This window comes from Calyptranema fuscum S582, from assembly GCF_055793305.1.
This window is the reverse complement of the sequence record NZ_JBSLYH010000001.1, coordinates 37,602-54,533: the sequence shown is the minus strand read 5'-3', so window position 1 is coordinate 54,533 and position 16,932 is coordinate 37,602. Positions and strand designations below refer to the sequence as shown.

The following is a 16,932-nucleotide window of genomic DNA, read 5'->3' as shown; positions in this document are numbered from 1 at the left end:
TCAGTAAAATACGATACAAAATAGATAGAAAGTTTCCACACTTCTTCGTCTAAATTCAGGAATAAAGCAGCCATTCGGATCTCAACACCTGTTCGAGTCGGCTCTTTATCCAGCCTTGCTCAAGAGCAGGATGGGTTTGAATATGAACCTAAAGGGTTCACATTCAAACCCATCCCAAAAATCAGCAACGCTCTTTATCCTACGTAACGTTTAGCCTTCCACCTTGTGCGGGAAGGGCAGATTTGGGCACGCAAAATTGAGGTTTAGCTATGAATCCGATCGCAGAAATATTATTAGAACAAGTCGCTTATGCTCAAGAGGTTGGTCGCCAGATTCTATCATCCAGCGGCTTGAATGGAGAGGGCATTATTTATGCGTTTGCGACGTCAGATACATTGATTATTAACTGTAAAGATATGGAAACAAGCTGGCGGTTTGATGAAGAGCAATGCAAATTGCAGACCGCGATCGCTCGATTGAAATCTTCGATTAAAACCATTGTGATTGAAAAAGCAGGCAAACCACTGTACTGCTGGTAACGGTGGCAGCTGATATCGTTCAACAATTTTGTTTGAGCGCGCCACGGCTCTGCCGTGGCGCGCTCATATGGAATCGCAGGTGATAAATCCATGATCCTACGGTATACAGCGCGTTGCACTTGAGTAAGCCATAGTTATTTTTGTGAGAGCCGCGCGGAGCGCGGCTCTCACAAAAACAGTCTGGTTGTAAGCGATTGAAAATCGCTATAACGTTGATGGTTTGTGTCTTTGGGGTACAAACCATCAAGTTTTGAATCAGTCCTTAATACGGATCGCTGAGGATTGGCAGCGCCGGTTGCTCTTCGATACCCAATTCACCCATATGAATCCGGTGTTCTGCTTCATCAAACTTCGCTTCAGCCGATCGCTCTTTCGTCAATAAAGAAACAAGGATACCGACGGCAAAGGCGAGAGGAATAGAGACTAGACCCGGATTTTTTAAGGGAAAAGGCGCAGTAGCATGTTTGAGAATGGTGACTTGAATCGTAGGCGATAGGTAAATCAGAATCAAGGATGACACCGTCCCCACCAACATACTGCTGACAGCTCCTTTGGTCGTAAACCGTCGCCACAGCATTGACATCAACAAAGCCGGGAAATTGGCACTGGCGGCGATCGCAAAGGCTAACCCCACCATATACGCCACATTCTGCCCCTTAAACACAATCCCCAAAATAATAGCTAGCACACCTAGCAGCAACGTTGCGCCCCGTGCCACTCTAAATTGCTCTGTTTCATCTGCATGACCGTGCCGTACCACATTCACCCACAAATCATGGGAGAGTGAAGCCGCCCCAGAAAGCGTTAGACCCGCAACCACAGCCAATATCGTGGCAAAGGAAACGGCTGCAATAAAGCCGAGGAATGCATCTCCACCCAACACTTCGGCTAGCATCGGAGCTGCCATATTGCCTCCGGCATCGACTTGCTTAATGGCATCTTGACCAACCAATGCCATCGCACCAAAGCCCAGGATGAAGGTGAGCAGATAGAAAAAGCCAATCAGGATCGTGGCATACACCACAGATGTCCGGGCAGCCTTGGCATTGGGCACCGTGTAAAAGCGCATCAAGATATGAGGCAATCCGGCAGTGCCCAGCATCAACGACAGCCCTAAAGAAATCGCATCTAACGGATCAGACACCTGCTTACCCGGAGCCAAAACCCCGACGCCATACTCGTCAGACGCAGCTTGAAATAAAGCAATGGGACTCATGTCAAACTTAGACAAAACCCAGACTGCCAAAACGACTGTGCCACCCAACAACAAAATAGCCTTGATAATCTGCACCCAGGTTGTAGCAATCATGCCCCCGAAAATTACGTAAGACAGCATTACACCGCCCACGATCATCACGGCAAGCTCATAATCGAGACCAAACAACAGCTTGATCAGATTACCTGCACCCACCATTTGAGCAATCAAATAAAAGCTCACCACTGCCAGTGTGCCGATCGCCGCCGCAATGCGCACAGGCTTTTGTTTTAGCCGGAATGCCACCACATCAGTAAAGGTGTAGGTGCCCAGGTTGCGCAACGGTTCAGCAATCAAAAACATGACGATGGGCCAGCCAACCAAAAACCCGATGGAGTAAATCAAGCCATCAAAGCCATTGAGGGCAACCAGTCCAGCAATGCCCAAAAAACTGGCAGCACTCATATAATCGCCTGCCAATGCCAGCCCATTTTGGAACCCACTGATCTTGCCCCCAGCGGCATAGTAATGGGCTGTGCTGGTGGTTCGTCGTGCCGCCCAATAGGTGATGCCTAAAGAGATGGCAATAAAAATAAAGAAAAAGAGAATCGCAGTCGGATTAAATTGCCCCAGCGTTGTGTTCATTGCTCGATTTGTTGGTTAGCACGAATGTTGGAAATTTTTTTGTCGAAATAGTGGTTTGTCCAGCGGACGTAGATATAAACCAGAACCCAGGCGGAGACGATGACGAGGGCACCCAATAAGATGCCAAGCGACAACCCCGGCACAATTAATGTGCCTAGCAACGGTTTGTTATAGGCAATCAACAAAATGAACCCAAAGTAAATCACCATCATGGCAATGGTGAGCCATAGCGAAAACCGCCATCGCTCTGCTGCCAGGTTTGTGACTGCCTGCATACGACGATCGTTCATAGATTTGTATCAATAGTTTCAATTTGGATCATTCTAGGGGAGAAGCGATCGCCTGATCTCATCTCCTTAATGAACTGTTAAGAATATATCGATGTAGTTAAATAAGCGTGGCGATCGCCCTATTCTACTGACCGATGACAGGGTTAATACTGACTGCCAGAGTATTGATCGCTAATGCTACAGTTTGACTGGGTCAACCTCTGAGAACGGCAATCGCTGCAATATACACCGGGATCTGCGGTTTAATGAATCCCAGTTTTGTTATGGTGCAGCTCCGTCACTCCACAACACCTGATTGCGAGTTCCTTGCCTGATAGAAAACCGTAAATATACTTATACAGCTAAATCGTTATATTACAGTTTTTAGATTAAAAGTTCTTAGGAGATTTCTAAGAGTAAATTTACCCTTTGATCTGGGCTTCGACTTCGCTCAGCCCACAAACTTCGAGCGTTGAGCGAAGTCGAAACGCAGGAATTCAGGTATTTTCTTGAGCAGAAATCTCCTTATTACTGACGTTCATGAATTGAGCAAACCCTACTTCTTTTTAAGCAAGCGACAGCTTCGCCGTCGCTCTCTTAAACACGCTCTTACAGCGCTTCGCGCTTGAAGATGTTTAGATTTTTTGTTATGTGCCGCGCGGAGCGCGGCACATAACAAAAAATCTGTAGCTTAAGCCATTGAAAATGTCTGTAAACAAAGAGGAATAGGTGTAATTCATCGCGGCTCCTGACCTCATTACCAAACTTAAAATCTTCTATAGCAATTGCGCTGTACACTATTTAGTCAACTCTGCTCAAAAGGACTAGCCCTCTTGACTTCGAATTCCCCCAAATTTCCGATGAAACAATTTGCCCCCCAACTCAATCCCAGCCGGCGACGTTTTTTACAATTTTCTGCCGGTGCTGTTTCCAGCCTTGTTTTAGCCAATTGTCAGCGATCGCCATCCGACTCATCGTCGTCCGAATCTACAGACGCCTCAACGACGCCCCAGGCAGGTTCCTCTGAGCCTCTGCATATCTATACCTGGGCAGACTACTCCAACGAGGATGTTTACAAACGGTTTACTGAAAAAACTGGAATTGCAGTCGTTGCCGATATCTACGACGCCAACGAAACCATGCTTGCCAAACTTCAGGCGGGTGGAGGAAACCAGTACAGCATCATCTACCCGTCTGACTATATGGTCAAACAGATGATCGAGTTAGAGTTGCTGGCAACGGTTGATCATGCTCGTCTCACAGGCTTAGACCAACTCCTCGATAAATGGCAAAGCCCTCCCTATGATCCCGAAAATGCCCACAGCATTCCTGTCAGTTGGGGCACAACTGGGTTTATCTACGACACCACCGTTTTAGACACTGCGCCCGACGATTGGAACTATCTTTGGGACAACACAGATAAGTTAACGGGCAAAATCACGTTGCTTGATGATGTGCGAGAAGTGATGGGAGCCACTCTGAAATCTCTGGGGTATTCCTACAATTCCACCGACCCGAAAGAGTTGGAAGAAGCCTATCAAAAACTATTGGAACTGAAACCCGCGATCGCGTCTTTTCAATCCTTTGGTTGGGAAGATCAATTGATTGCAGGCGATCTGAGCTTGAGTATGACCTACTCCATTGTTGGCAATGCGTTACCTGCGGATCATCCCAACCTCAAGTACGTCATTCCTAAGAGCGGCACATCGGTGTGGACCGATACGTTAGCGATTCCCAAAACTGCACCCAATATGGACGCTGCCTACGCCTGGATCAACTTCATGTTAGAACCTGAAAATGCCGCCTATGCCGTCGAACAACTCACGTTTGCGACACCGAACAAAGCAGCGTTTGAGTTGTTGCCAGCCGAGTTGAAAGACAATACCGACTTGTATCCCACGACTGAAATGCTGGCAAACTGTGAAGGGATCGCGCCCGTAGACGATGCCATTGACTTGTATGACAAGTACTGGACAGAGTTGCGCAGTGCATAACGCGATCGCCCTCATTTCAATCTGATCCCTGAGCATCCAGAAAGTTAGCGATCGCTTGATTAAAAGCGATCGCTTTTAGTAAAAAGCACTCATACAGACATCGCTACAGTTGAAGGACAAGAGCATACAGAAAAACGGTGAGTCACCCAACCCACTCATCATCAGGAAGCGATCGGTGAACCGCAAGCAGCAATAGCCGAATTACAAAGAATTTTGCCAGAATTGGGTGAGTGTGTCAGTTTATCGGGATGGAGGAAGAACGATGCAGAGTATCAAACTAAAATCTCATATTGGTAGCGATGGTCTGTTAAAGGTGCATTTACCGAATATGAAAGACACAGATATTGAGGTTATCATTGTCTATCAAACTAGCTTGCCCAAAGATGCTAAAGCAGTCGATCTTTCACAGTTTTACGGCTGCATCCAGGATGACTCATTCTTCAGACACCCTCAACCCGAACAACCTGAACGCGAACCTTTGGAATGAACTATTTGCTGGATACCAATGTCTGCATCATCTATCTAAAAGGCAGAAATTTAAACTTAAAACAGAAACTTGAGTCAATTCCAAATCAAGAGATTGCCGTCTGTTCGATCGTCAAGGCAGAACTTTGCTTTGGGGCAATGAAAAGTGCCGATCTAGAACGTAACTTTGCTTTACAGCAGACATTCTTGGCGCAATTTGTCTCACTTCCGTTTGACGATCTTGCGGCTATGACCTTTGGGGTGATCCGATCGCAGTTAGAAACTAACGGAACACCGATTGGAGCCTATGACTTACAAATAGCCGCGATCGCTCTAGCAAATAATCTTACCCTGGTCACTCACAACACACGAGAATTTGAGCGGGTGGATGGATTGCAACTTGAAGATTGGGAAGTTGAAGCTTAAGCAAAAAATTTATAGAAGAATGAGTTAGGTACAAAATCGGCAAAGTCAATCTAAATCGTGCGATCGCTCTTGCATTTGAACGGTAGAGTGATAGAACTTTGTACCCTTTTTTGTGGAAATCTATTAAAATGGATTCAGTCATTCACCCCAAAGCCGAATCTTAGGTATAGAATTAAACCTAGATTACTTCGGTAGTTTGGAGGGGCGAGGTGCGTTTCCGATTTAAAGACAAGAAACTCGAAGCCCTCTATACGGAGGAGAAAAATGCGCATAAATACCCCAATGTAATTGATGATTTCTTTGAAGTCATGGCGATTATTGGTGCCGCACTGAATGAACGGGATCTGTATGCCAATAAAGGGCTTCACTTTGAGAAGTTATCTGGGCAGCGTGGCAAACAGGGACAGCGATCGCTGCGATTGAACAAACAATGGAGACTGGTTGTCGTGTTAGAAGCAGACCAGGACGGTTCATACCTCCAGATCATCGATATTGAAGACTATCACTGATCGCAGAAGAAGGGGAGAGATAGCAATGACCCAACAGTTATCACCTGCCAGAGTTCCACCACCCGGACGGATTCTGATGCGTGAGTTAGAAACTCGTGGATGGACGCAAAAAGACTTGGCAGAAATTACAGGGCGACCTATTCAAACGATTAATGAAATTATCCAGGCAAAAAAGCAAATTACACCCGAAACTGCTCTAGAACTAGCAGAGGCTTTTGGGACATCTGCTGAATTCTGGACGAATTTGGAAACCAACTATCGCTTACATCTTGCTAAAAAGGAGGGGCAGGGACAGAACATTGCTCGTAAAAGCCGGCTTTATAGTCTTGCCCCGATTTCAGAATTAATCAAACGAGGATGGATTCAAGCAACTGATTCAATTGAAGAATTAGAAAGGAGAGTCTGTGATTTTTTCGACATCGACTCGATCAATGATCAGCCCCGTCTAACTATCAATTTTCGCTGTTCTCAAGAGCGCAATCCAGAGAGCATTGCTCAATTAGCATGGGCAAAGCAGGTGGAGAACCTGGCAAAACAGCAAAAGGTAGCTTCGTTTGATCGAGACAAATTACAGGCTGCAATTCCTAAGATTCTGGAGTTTGCTGAGAAACCAGAGGGTGTGCAATACGTTCCTGACTTGCTCTTAGCATTGGGAGTTCATTTTGTGATTGTGCCTCACTTGAGCAAAACTTATCTGGATGGTGCTGCGTTTTATCTGGGTAGTCGTCCAGTTGTTGCACTAACTTTGCGATATGACCGTATTGATTCATTCTGGTTCACGCTGATGCATGAACTGGGGCATGTCGTAGCAGGACACCAAGGTAGCTATTTAGATGATCTGGGAAATCTGGAAGTGAATAATGAAGAGTCAGAAGCAAACCAACTAGCTGCGAATTGGCTAATTGATCCAATCGCACTCCAAGAGTTTGTTGCAAAGCACCGACCTCGATTTTCTCGGAAGGCGATCGAAGAATTTGCACAGAAGCAAAAACGACATCCGGGAATTATTTTGGGGCGTTTACACAACGATCAGTTAGTTCCACATAAAAATATGAGGTCATTACTAGTTAAAGCTAGCCCATTCCTTGAACCAGTAGTAGGTACGGTGAAATAGTATGGCAAGAGCTATTGCTGCTCGGATTCAAGGAGATGACTATCAAGCGCGTTGGTTCTGGATTCAAGCTTGTCGCCTCTTCACCCCGCTAACAAAAGTGGTAAAAGTTGCTTATGAAGCAAACGGAGTCAAGTCCTTTGATGATGTTGTAGTTTACTACGATGACATGGTAGATGACGAAGGTAACGCGCTCCTTGCAGAGTACTACCAAGTTAAATTCCATGTTACTTCCGCTGGAGCTTTTACATGGCAAGGCATGATGGATCCAACTTTCATCAACGCTGCTTCTGTTTCCATCCTTCAGCGTCTCCAGAATGCACAGCAACGATTTGCTCCCAATGGGACAGAAGCACATTTCATTCTTTACTCACCTTGGCAAATCCATCCTGATGATCTACTTGCAGAAATCCATTCTGTTGCAGATGGCAGATTGGACTGGCATAGATTAGCTCAGGGGGGTGACAAATCAAAGATGGGACGAATTCGGAAAACTTGGCGTGAACACTTAAAACTTGATTCAGATGATGAATTAAGAGTATTACTGCGGCCGTTGCGAATATTGTCTGGAAAGACTCTTACAGAACTTAGTGAGAAACTCAACGATAAGCTATATCAGGCAGGGCTAAAGACTGTTGAAGAAGGGGTGCTTATTCATCCTTATGACGATTTAGCACGCAGATTGATCCAGAGTGGCAAAACTGAATTTGTTCGTTCTGACGTTGAAGCTATTTGTAAGCGGGAGAATCTATGGATGGAATTACCCACTTCTAAACCAAGTGCTTATCAAGTAGGTATCCGAAGTTTTCTGCGTTGGGCAGAGAATTTGGAAGATGAAACTGATGCGATGCTAGATCTTTTGCGTTGGTTTGATGGACGTGATATTAAATCTCCTGAGTTATGGCAGGAGCGAGTCTACCCAGAAATACAACATTTTCTTGCAGCCTTAAATCCTGGTCAAATCTGCCACCTCCATCTTCATGCCCATCTTTCAGTAGCCTTTGCAGCAGGTTACTGTCTCAACTCCAAATCAGGTATTGATGTAGCAGTCGTACAATCTACACGATCTGGACGGTTAATTTGGCATCCCACTCTCAATCCTAACCAAAATGTTTATCCAGTATGGACATTTACCGAAGAATTATTAGCCGAAGAAGATTTGGATACTGCAATCGCGATCGCAGTAACACACGACATTACCCAAGATGTAAAATTTTACTTAGCTCAGAATCAGTTACCTATTCGCCGAATTATCTCCGCAACATTACCTGGTGGACCCAGTCCACGAGCAATTCTGGATGGAGATCATGCAAAACTATTAGCCGATCAATTGTCTAATTATCTGAAAACAAAACGCACCATCATAGAAAGACAAAACAAGCTTCATATTTTTGCCGCCGCGCCTAATGGTTTGGCTTTCTTTATTGGACAGGTTGCTCATAGCTTCGGAATTACGGTGTTGTATGAATATGACTTTGACACTAATCTGCCCGGAGCTTATCAGCAATCCATAACGTTGCCACCGCTATCTTAACTTAAGCGTCGCTTGCTATATCTCCTGAATCACCATCAATTAAGTATGAAACTACCTTCCTATTTCAATGACTTCCTGTCCAACATCCGTTCTACAGATAAACAAGTTGATGATTACAAGACGGGTCATAAAACTTTAAGAAAAAGACTACACGAAGACGAAGTATTATCTCCTATTATTGTGAGTACTTTTTTACAAGGTAGTTATCGGCGTGCAACTGCTATTCGACCACGATCTGGTAAACGAGCAGATGTTGATATTATCGTTGTTACTAAACTTAGCGAGGATGAATATACACCGGAAAAAGCTCTAAATGTATTTATTCCCTTCCTTGATAAGTACTATAAAGGCAAATATGAACCTCAGGGTCGCTCTTTCGGCATTGAGTTATCTTACGTGGATCTTGATTTAGTTATCACATCTGCTCCCTCAGAAAGTGAAATGGGTATTTTGCAATCTGAGAGCGTCACTACTGACGATACACCGGAGACTGTAGATGATTGGCGGCTGGTTACTGCGTGGGTTTCTACTGATACAAGGCTATCTAAATCTTCTTCTTTTGTTGAAAACCGTTTGGATGCCGCTAGAAAACAGCCTGAGTGGAAGATATCCCCTCTTCGGATTCCAGATCAAGATACACAACAGTGGCAAGATACTCATCCGTTGGCTCAAATTCAATGGACATGCGAAAAGAATCGAAGTTGTAATAAACACTATGTAAATGTTGTAAAAGCGCTTAAGTGGTGGCGCAGAATTAATCATGCAACACTTAAATACCCAAAGGGATACCCTGTAGAACATTTAATTGGTCAATGTTGTCCCGATGAAATCACTTCAGTTGCAGAGGGTGTAACCAAAACACTGGAAAAAATTGCGGCTGACTATAAATGGGATGCCTTACTTAAAAGACCTTTGGATTTGCAAAATCATCCAGAACTGGGTGATCATGGAGTTCCAACGCATAATGTATTCAAGCGAGTTTCTGGCGAAGATTTTTCAGAGTTTCATGCTCAAGTGTGCGAAGCTGCAAAAATTTCTCGAATAGCGTTTGATAGTGAGGATATTTACGAAAGTATTGAATATTGGCAAAAGCTTTTTGGTAAGGATTTTCCTGATAAGGGAGGTAATGGAAACAACAGTAATAATCCTACAAGTGGAGGATTTACGCCAAGGCAAGGACAAACAACTGTTGGAAGAAATCGGTTTGGATAATGGAATCTTTGAGACAGCCTCCTGAGATACTTTTGGTTGCCCGTCGAGCACTTGACGAACTTAACTTGGTCGTGATCCTCAAAGACTGGGAATGGTACGAGCATGTTGAGCAATGGGTGCTTTATTGCAGGATTAGTATTGATAGCCTATCTGACAGCCTCATTCCACAATCAACCGATTGGTATGTTTTGGTCGATTCAGAATACCCGTGGGGAGATATTCAGTTCTATCCTGCTAAGGGAGGCGGGATTACAAAAACTTTTCCTCATCAGATGTTTAACAGCGATTCTATTAGTAAAGTTCCTTGGCGTACTGGTGCAATCTGTGTGGCAAGTGATCAACATCTTCTTGCTCGTCATGGCTATGAAATAGAACCATTTGATCCTTACGAACGTCTTTCCTGGCATTTTCAAAGAGCAATCGATTGGCTTCAAGCTGCTTCTACCAATAGCTTGGTTAATGCAGGAGATCCTTTTGAACTACCTCATTTCCCTCTTTCGGAGAGTACAAAAATTGTTTTCTCCGAAAACCCTGAGTCTTTGAAGCAATGGCAAAGTATATCGGATTTAGTTGGATTAGTTGATTTATCATTTTTACGGCAGAAACCCGATATCTTATTTGTAAAAACATTCCACTCAACTCAAGGGAAAGGTTTAATAACTCCCAACTGGGGAGCAGTAATGGAAGGTATTGAGGAAGAGCCAACTAAGGGGATTTGGATACGTTTAAGCACCCCTCCCGTCCTTCCGCCTTGGCAAGTTCCAGAAACATGGGGAGATTTTAGAAGAGTTTGCCACATGCAAGGAAGTGATCTAGACACCTTACTAAAAGAAGTTTTGAGGTTTCTTCGAGATGGTAAACCCCATGTACTTTTACTGGGCTTTCCAATTCCCAAGCAAGTCGGTAGTTTTCCTCATCAAATGCATTGGCAGCCTGCTTTGATACCTGTTTTATCCAAAGGAACAAAAACGGCAGACGGGTTTAGACCAAATGAGAATGGATATTGGCAGCGAGATCGCACCGTTCTTCTCCACAAAGATGTCGATCTACAGTGGATAAATTCAGAAAACTGGCACCCAGATCAGATATCAACTCGTGGCAAATTATCTGAAAAGATTACTACGAAAAAAGTCCTCATTATAGGTGCCGGAGCGATTGCTTCAGCGATCGCAGAAATGTTAGTTCGTGGTAGTGTTTACGATCCAAAAATTCTTGACTCAGATGTTCTCACTATAGGCAATCTAACTCGTCATACATTAGATCTACAGTATCTTCAAGTCTCTAAATCTTTGGGTATTGCTAATCGCCTCAACTTTGTCTCTCCTCATGCAAGGGTTGAAGCTGTACATGATGATTTTCCACCGAAAGATGAAGTGCAAAGAGATACTCTACAGCAGTTTGAAGTAATTCTTGATTGCACAGGAAACGATGTCGTGCTTCATCGTTTGGAAAGTTTCGCCTGGAAATCTACTAAAACATTCTTCTCAATATCATTGGGTTTAGCAGGTAAGCGTTTATTTCTCTTTGCATCTCAAGGGAATAAGTTTCCCCATACAATCTTTCGAGAAGAGCTAAATCCTTGGCTTCAGCAAGAACTACAGGAGTATGAAGACCAACAATTACCCAGAGAGGGTATTGGATGTTGGAACCCGGTATTTCCAGCACGTTCAGATGATATATGGATGTTAGCATCTATTGCAGTCAAGCATATGGAGGCACTGCTAAAGTCTCCCATCTTCAATCCAAACTTGACTGTTTTTGAACAAATTTACGAGGATGGTATTTTTACAGGAGTTCATCGAGTTTACTGTAGTACTTACGATGACTGATTTTTTAGAATACTGGTCTGAGGATAAAAAATTTGGACTTAGAATCAGTCAACAGAATTTAACCCGTCTTCTTCAATTATGCGGTTCTGCTGGCAAGCATGAAACAGGAGGAATTCTTGTTGGCTTTTACAATGAAGTACACAATTGTGCGGTTGTAACAGGAATTTCTAAACCACCGCCTGATTCGAGAACAGGTAGAACTTGGTTTGAGAGAGGTATACGGGGACTTCAACAATGGCTAGACACCTTATGGCTGCAAAAACAGCACTTTTATTTGGGCGAATGGCATTTTCATCCACAAGCAGATCCCGCTGCAAGCCAAGAAGATATTGAGCAGATGCAACAAATTTCACAATCAAAACTCTATCAATGTCCAGAACCAATACTCTTGATTATAGGCGGAAGTCCTCCTAAACACTGGAATGTAAAAGTCTATGTCTTTCCGCTAAATAGCCCTTTTTTAGAATTAATTAGGTAAATTACACTAAAAATTGTGGTTAAGCTATTATCTGACAAGACTACGAAATAAGCTAGACGTAAAAAGAGTTGTTTATTGTAGATACTGGAGATCAAGAGGCAGTGTGGCTGAGTTTAACCATGACGACTCAGAATCTTGACTTACCGATCGCCCAAATTAAAGAACTCTGCGATCGCTGGCAGATCACGGAGTTTGCTTTGTTTGGTTCGGTTCTACGCGATGACTTCAAACCGACGAGTGATATTGATGTATTAATCACCTTTGCGCCCAATGCCCGAAAAGGGCTGTTAACCCTGGCTCGGATCAAGGATGAATTAGAAGAATTATTTGAGCGGAAAGTCGATATTTTGACGAAGAAATCGATTGAGCAGAGTCAGAATACCAGCCGCAGTCAGAATATTTTGAAATCGGCTCGGGTGATTTATGTCGCGTGATCAGCAATCCATTCAGGATATATGGAACGCCGCCCAGGAAATCTTGAGCTTTACGGCAGGGATGGATTATCAATCCCTGGTGAGCGATCGCCGAACTCAAGCGGCTGTGCTTTCAACGGGCACAGAAGGAATATTACTGCTTCAACACAGCAAGTAGTACTGCCGACAGGTAGAACCCAGCCCCGACTCCACATCCCAGAGTCGGATGGTGTTGTCGAGGCTGCTGCTCGCAATTAATCGCTGATCGGGGCTAAATTGCACAGTCCATACCGGGGCCGCATGACCCTGCAAAAGCGAATTGATCGATTCAAACAACCCACAAGATTAATGATTGCAATCTTTGCGCTGTGTTAGTGGTGAGATGACTTACGATTGTAGTTTCAGCCAATTCATCTGGGTGCTGCCTGTACACTTTCTATCATGATGAATCCTGATGAAGCCCTAGTTTTGCTGAATGTGCTGCTGCCAGAGCAAAAGCTCAAAGACTTGCAAGAGCTGGTGTTTCGCTATTCTTGTCAGGGGTGGACTTATGCTGAAATTGCCGCACATGCGGGCTACGATGTCGGACATATCCGCGATGTTGGGGCGAAACTGTGGCAGCAGTTGTCGATCGCCCTGGGTGAATCTGTGACAAAGAATAATGTGCAGGCAGTCATGCGGCGGCGCACCTTGCAGCAGCAATCGGCTCCTCTTCTGAGTTCAGCCGTTGATCTTCCCGTCTCGGGCAGAGCCGCATTGCAGGGGTATGCTCCACCCCGAGCCGCAACATCTAGCCGCCAGCACTGGGAAGAAATCATTGATGTGCCCGTTTTTTACGGTCGCACGGAGGAACTCACCCAGCTAGAGCAGTGGATTGTCACCGACCAGTGCCGACTGATCGCCCTGCTGGGCATGGGTGGGATTGGTAAAACAACGCTGGCGATCAAACTGGTGGAACGGTTGCACGATCGATTTGAAGTGGTGGTTTGGCGATCGCTATGCAATGCTCCACCTGTTGAGGAATTGCTGGCAACAGTGATTCATCTGCTGTCAGAACAGAAATTAGCACTGCCCACAACTCGCGCTGAGCTGATGGCGCTGTTGATGGAGCATTTGCGTTGCTGGCGCTGTCTGCTTGTGTTTGACAACGCCGAAACGGTTTTAGAACAACAGACTGTAGATGGATATGCAGAACTATTTCAACGAATTGGAGGAGAACGCCACGCCAGCTGTCTAGTGCTGACCAGTCGCGAGAAGCCGAAACCGTTCGATGTGCTGGAGGGAAAAACGCTGCCCGTCCGCACAATTGCTCTCAGCGGATTGCAGTTCGAAGCCGTCCAGGCGATTGTCACCGCCAATGGCTGTTTTTATACCTCAGAAACGGAGCTGCACCGGCTCATCGAGCAATATTCCGGCAATCCTCTGGCGCTGAAAATTGTCTCCACTACCGTGCAGGATTTGTTTGATGGCAGCATCGCTCAGTTCTTGGAGCAAGGTACGATCGCTTTTGGCAACATTCGCACGCTGATTGCTGAACAGTTCCACCGCCTGAGCGAACTGGAAAAGCAGGTGATGTATTGGCTGTGCATTTATCGGGAGTGGGCGGGAATTGCCGAACTGCGGGCAGATTTTGTTACGGAACGATCGCAGGTGCAGTTGCTGGAAGCCTTGCAGTCGCTGAGACGCTGTTTTTTGATTGAGCGCACAGCAGGGCGATTTACGTTGCAACCCGTGGTGATGGAGTATGTCACCGATGATTTTGTCGAGCAAATGGCTGAGGAAATTAAAACGCAGACCGTGCAACTCTTCAGCAGCCATGCCTTGATTAAAGCGGATGCCAAAGATTATGTGCGTGAAAGTCAAATTCGCATGATTCTGGCTCCCCTGGTGACTCGGCTGATCACAGACTATCGATCGCCCGCCGCCGTTGCTGAGCAGCTCGATCGCTTGCTGGTCAAGCTGAAAACTGAATATGGCACCGCCGCCGGATATAGCGGCGGCAATCTGATCAATCTGCTGCATTATCTCAACGTCGATTTGAGTGATTATGACTTTTCCCGCCTGAGCATCTGGCAGGCATATTTGCAAAACGTCAGGCTCCAGGGCACAAATTTTGCCCATGCCGATCTAGCAAAATCGGTGTTTACTGAAACGCTGGCAACGCCAGCCGCTGTTGCCTTTAGCCCTGATGGACAATGGTTGGCAACGGGTGATCTGAATGGCGAAGTGCGACTGTGGCGATCGGGCGATGGCAAAAGTCTGCTGGCGTTGCGTGGGCACACGAGCTGGGTGTGGTCGCTGGCGTTCAGCCCTGACGGTCGCACCCTGGCCAGCGGCAGTGACGATCGCACGATCAAACTATGGGATCTGGACACGGGTCACTGTCTACAAACCTTGCATGGCCACTCTGGCTCGATCTGGTCAGTAACTTACAGCCCAGATGGGCAATTTGCCAGCGGCAGTGAAGACCAGACGATCAAGCTGTGGGATTTGAATACAGGGCACTGTTTGCAAACGCTGGAGGGGCATACAAACTGGGTGCGCTCCGTTGCCTTTTGCCCGATCGCCCCGATTCTGGCCAGCGCCAGCGACGATGCCACAATTAAGCTATGGAATCTGCACACTGGAACGTGCGATCGCACCTTGAGCGGACACGACGGTCAGGTCTGGGCGATCGCGTTTCATCCCAGCGGCGAATTTTTGGGCAGTGGCAGCAGTGACCATACCGTGCGGCTGTGGCAGATTCAAACGGGTGAGTGTCTGCGGATCATGCGCGGACATACAAACTGGGTGCGGGCGATCGCGTTTCATCCCAGCGGCGACGTTTTGGGCAGCGGCAGTGAAGACCAGACAATCAAACTGTGGGATGTGCAGTCCGGACAGTGTCAGCATACGTTCACAGGTCATGCCAACTGGGTGCGATCGATTGCCTTCAGCCCGGATGGTCAAACCTTGGTCAGCGGCAGCGGCGATCACTGCGCCAAAATTTGGGATCTGGCTACAGGCAACTGTCAGCGGACGCTCACAGGCTATACCAATCGCGTCTGGTCGGTGGGCTTCAGTCCCGATGGAAAAATGCTGGCTAGCGGCAACGACGACTACACGATCAAGCTCTGGCATATTGCCAGCGGCAGATGCATTCACAGCTTGCAGGGGCATGGCAGTGCCGTTTGTGCGATCGCGTTTCATCCTGATGGCGAAGTCCTGGCTAGCGGCAGCAGCGACCAGACGGTGAAGCTATGGGATCTGCAAACCGGACGCTGGCTACAAACCCTGCGCGGACATACGAGCCGCATCTGGTCAGTCGCGTTTAGCCCCGATGGTCGCCTGCTGGCCAGCAGCAGCGATGATTGCACCATCAAGTTGTGGGATTGGCGCACAGGGCAATGTCACCAGACGTTGCGCGGACATACAAGTTGGGTCTGCTCGATCGCCTTCAGCCCCGACGGTGAGCAACTCGCCAGCGGCAGCTACGATCAAACACTGAAAGTGTGGGATCTGCATACAGGAGAATGCTGTCAAACCTTTGAGGGACACACGATGTGGGTGTGGTCAGTGGCTTTTAGCCCAACGGGCGAACAATTGGTCAGCGGCAGCGGCGACCAGACCGTAAAGCTGTGGAATCTGCACACCGGACAGTGCGATCGGACGCTGCATACCCATTCCAGCCGCATCTGGTCAGTGGCATTTAGCCCAGACGGGACGCTGCTGGCTACGGGTGGCAGCGATCGCACGATTAAGCTGTGGCATTTAGACACAGGCGAATGCATCCAGACGCTCTGCGGTCACACGAGCCTCGTCTGGTCGGTGGCTTTCAGTCCAGATGGTAGTTCGATCGCCAGCGGCAGCCAGGATGAAACGATCCGCCTGTGGGATTTAGAAACGGCAACCTGTCTCCAGATTCTCAAAGCCGATCGCCCCTACGAAGGCATGAATATCACAGGCGCAACCGGATTGACTGAGGCGCAAATCGTGACGCTACGGACGCTGGGCGCAGTTTCAAAATAGATGGATTGAATCCCCCAAATCCCCAACGCTAAGGATCGTGGATTTAATCAAACCAAATTCTTTTTGAGAGAGCGACGGCGGAGCCGTCGCTCTCTCAAAAAGAATTACAGGTTATTTACAGCGCTTCTCGCTTGGATATGTTTAGATTTTTTGTTGTGTGCCGCGCGGAGCGCGGCACACAACAAAAAATCTGTAGCTTAAGCAATTGAAAATGGCTGTAATTTGTGATCTTTAAGGACTTCCCAGCCAATTTCCCGTCAAAATCCTCCAACTTTGAGGAATTTAGGAGACGAGATGCAGAATCT

16 protein-coding genes are annotated in these 16,932 nt (G+C 46.5%); 13 read left to right on the top strand and 3 right to left on the bottom strand.

The window, feature by feature from the left end; genetic code table 11:
- The first annotated feature begins 269 nt into the window (after nt 1-269).
- Nucleotides 270-539: a hypothetical protein gene (locus ACR6Z4_RS00250; protein ID WP_479715198.1), complete on the top strand. Its 270-nt coding sequence runs from the start codon at nt 270-272 to the stop codon at nt 537-539.
- 262 nt (nt 540-801) lie between these two features.
- On the opposite strand, the gene ACR6Z4_RS00245 is transcribed toward ACR6Z4_RS00250, so the two are convergent.
- Both ACR6Z4_RS00245 and ACR6Z4_RS00240 read right to left on the bottom strand, forming a co-directional pair.
- Nucleotides 802-2,379: a sodium:solute symporter family transporter gene (locus tag ACR6Z4_RS00245; RefSeq protein ID WP_479715197.1), complete on the bottom strand. Its 1,578-nt coding sequence runs from the start codon at nt 2,377-2,379 to the stop codon at nt 802-804.
- Nucleotides 2,376-2,669, bottom strand: coding sequence for a DUF485 domain-containing protein (locus tag ACR6Z4_RS00240; RefSeq protein WP_479715196.1), 294 nt, complete (start codon nt 2,667-2,669; stop codon nt 2,376-2,378). The genes ACR6Z4_RS00245 and ACR6Z4_RS00240 overlap by 4 nt, the downstream gene beginning before the upstream one ends.
- 839 nt (nt 2,670-3,508) lie before the next feature.
- Between ACR6Z4_RS00240 and ACR6Z4_RS00235 the strand changes: the two genes are divergently transcribed.
- The 11 genes from ACR6Z4_RS00235 to ACR6Z4_RS00185 all read left to right on the top strand — a co-directional run bounded on the left by ACR6Z4_RS00235 (nt 3,509) and on the right by ACR6Z4_RS00185 (nt 12,797).
- Complete coding sequence (locus tag ACR6Z4_RS00235) at nt 3,509-4,642, top strand: ABC transporter substrate-binding protein (RefSeq protein ID WP_479715195.1); 1,134 nt, start codon at nt 3,509-3,511, stop codon at nt 4,640-4,642.
- 262 nt (nt 4,643-4,904) lie between these two features.
- Nucleotides 4,905-5,129: a hypothetical protein gene (locus ACR6Z4_RS00230; protein WP_479715194.1), complete on the top strand. Its 225-nt coding sequence runs from the start codon at nt 4,905-4,907 to the stop codon at nt 5,127-5,129.
- Nucleotides 5,126-5,533 carry a type II toxin-antitoxin system tRNA(fMet)-specific endonuclease VapC gene (gene vapC / locus ACR6Z4_RS00225; RefSeq protein ID WP_479715193.1) on the top strand — a complete coding sequence of 136 codons (408 nt, stop codon included), beginning with the start codon at nt 5,126-5,128 and terminating at the stop codon, nt 5,531-5,533. The genes ACR6Z4_RS00230 and vapC overlap by 4 nt, the downstream gene beginning before the upstream one ends.
- A 209-nt stretch (nt 5,534-5,742) precedes the next feature.
- A complete protein-coding gene (locus tag ACR6Z4_RS00220) occupies nt 5,743-6,042 on the top strand; it encodes a type II toxin-antitoxin system RelE/ParE family toxin (RefSeq protein ID WP_479715192.1) in 300 nt (99 codons plus the stop codon).
- 25 nt (nt 6,043-6,067) lie between these two features.
- Nucleotides 6,068-7,156 (top strand): HigA family addiction module antitoxin, encoded by a 1,089-nt coding sequence (locus ACR6Z4_RS00215; protein WP_479715191.1) that lies wholly within the window; start codon nt 6,068-6,070, stop codon nt 7,154-7,156.
- Between the two features lies 1 nt (nt 7,157).
- Nucleotides 7,158-8,687 (top strand): SAVED domain-containing protein, encoded by a 1,530-nt coding sequence (locus tag ACR6Z4_RS00210; RefSeq protein WP_479715190.1) that lies wholly within the window; start codon nt 7,158-7,160, stop codon nt 8,685-8,687.
- 45 nt (nt 8,688-8,732) lie between these two features.
- Nucleotides 8,733-9,899 carry an SMODS domain-containing nucleotidyltransferase gene (locus tag ACR6Z4_RS00205; protein ID WP_479715189.1) on the top strand — a complete coding sequence of 389 codons (1,167 nt, stop codon included), beginning with the start codon at nt 8,733-8,735 and terminating at the stop codon, nt 9,897-9,899.
- Nucleotides 9,899-11,728: a ThiF family adenylyltransferase gene (locus tag ACR6Z4_RS00200; RefSeq protein ID WP_479715188.1), complete on the top strand. Its 1,830-nt coding sequence runs from the start codon at nt 9,899-9,901 to the stop codon at nt 11,726-11,728. The genes ACR6Z4_RS00205 and ACR6Z4_RS00200 overlap by 1 nt, the downstream gene beginning before the upstream one ends.
- Nucleotides 11,721-12,206 carry a Mov34/MPN/PAD-1 family protein gene (locus ACR6Z4_RS00195; RefSeq protein ID WP_479715187.1) on the top strand — a complete coding sequence of 162 codons (486 nt, stop codon included), beginning with the start codon at nt 11,721-11,723 and terminating at the stop codon, nt 12,204-12,206. Before ACR6Z4_RS00200 ends, ACR6Z4_RS00195 begins: the two co-directional genes overlap by 8 nt.
- Nucleotides 12,207-12,325: 119 nt before the next feature.
- Complete coding sequence (locus ACR6Z4_RS00190; RefSeq protein WP_479715186.1) at nt 12,326-12,640, top strand: nucleotidyltransferase family protein; 315 nt, start codon at nt 12,326-12,328, stop codon at nt 12,638-12,640.
- Nucleotides 12,630-12,797, top strand: a complete 168-nt coding sequence (locus ACR6Z4_RS00185) for a ribonuclease HepT family protein (RefSeq protein WP_479715185.1) — start codon at nt 12,630-12,632, stop codon at nt 12,795-12,797. The genes ACR6Z4_RS00190 and ACR6Z4_RS00185 overlap by 11 nt, the downstream gene beginning before the upstream one ends.
- Here ACR6Z4_RS00185 and ACR6Z4_RS00180 read toward each other — a convergent pair.
- Nucleotides 12,782-12,931, bottom strand: coding sequence for a WD40 repeat domain-containing protein (locus tag ACR6Z4_RS00180; protein WP_479715184.1), 150 nt, complete (start codon nt 12,929-12,931; stop codon nt 12,782-12,784). The genes ACR6Z4_RS00185 and ACR6Z4_RS00180 overlap by 16 nt on opposite strands.
- 129 nt (nt 12,932-13,060) lie before the next feature.
- On the opposite strand from ACR6Z4_RS00180, the gene ACR6Z4_RS00175 reads away from it, so the two are divergent.
- Nucleotides 13,061-16,627 carry a WD40 repeat domain-containing protein gene (locus tag ACR6Z4_RS00175; protein ID WP_479715183.1) on the top strand — a complete coding sequence of 1,189 codons (3,567 nt, stop codon included), beginning with the start codon at nt 13,061-13,063 and terminating at the stop codon, nt 16,625-16,627.
- Nucleotides 16,628-16,932: the final 305 nt, after the last annotated feature.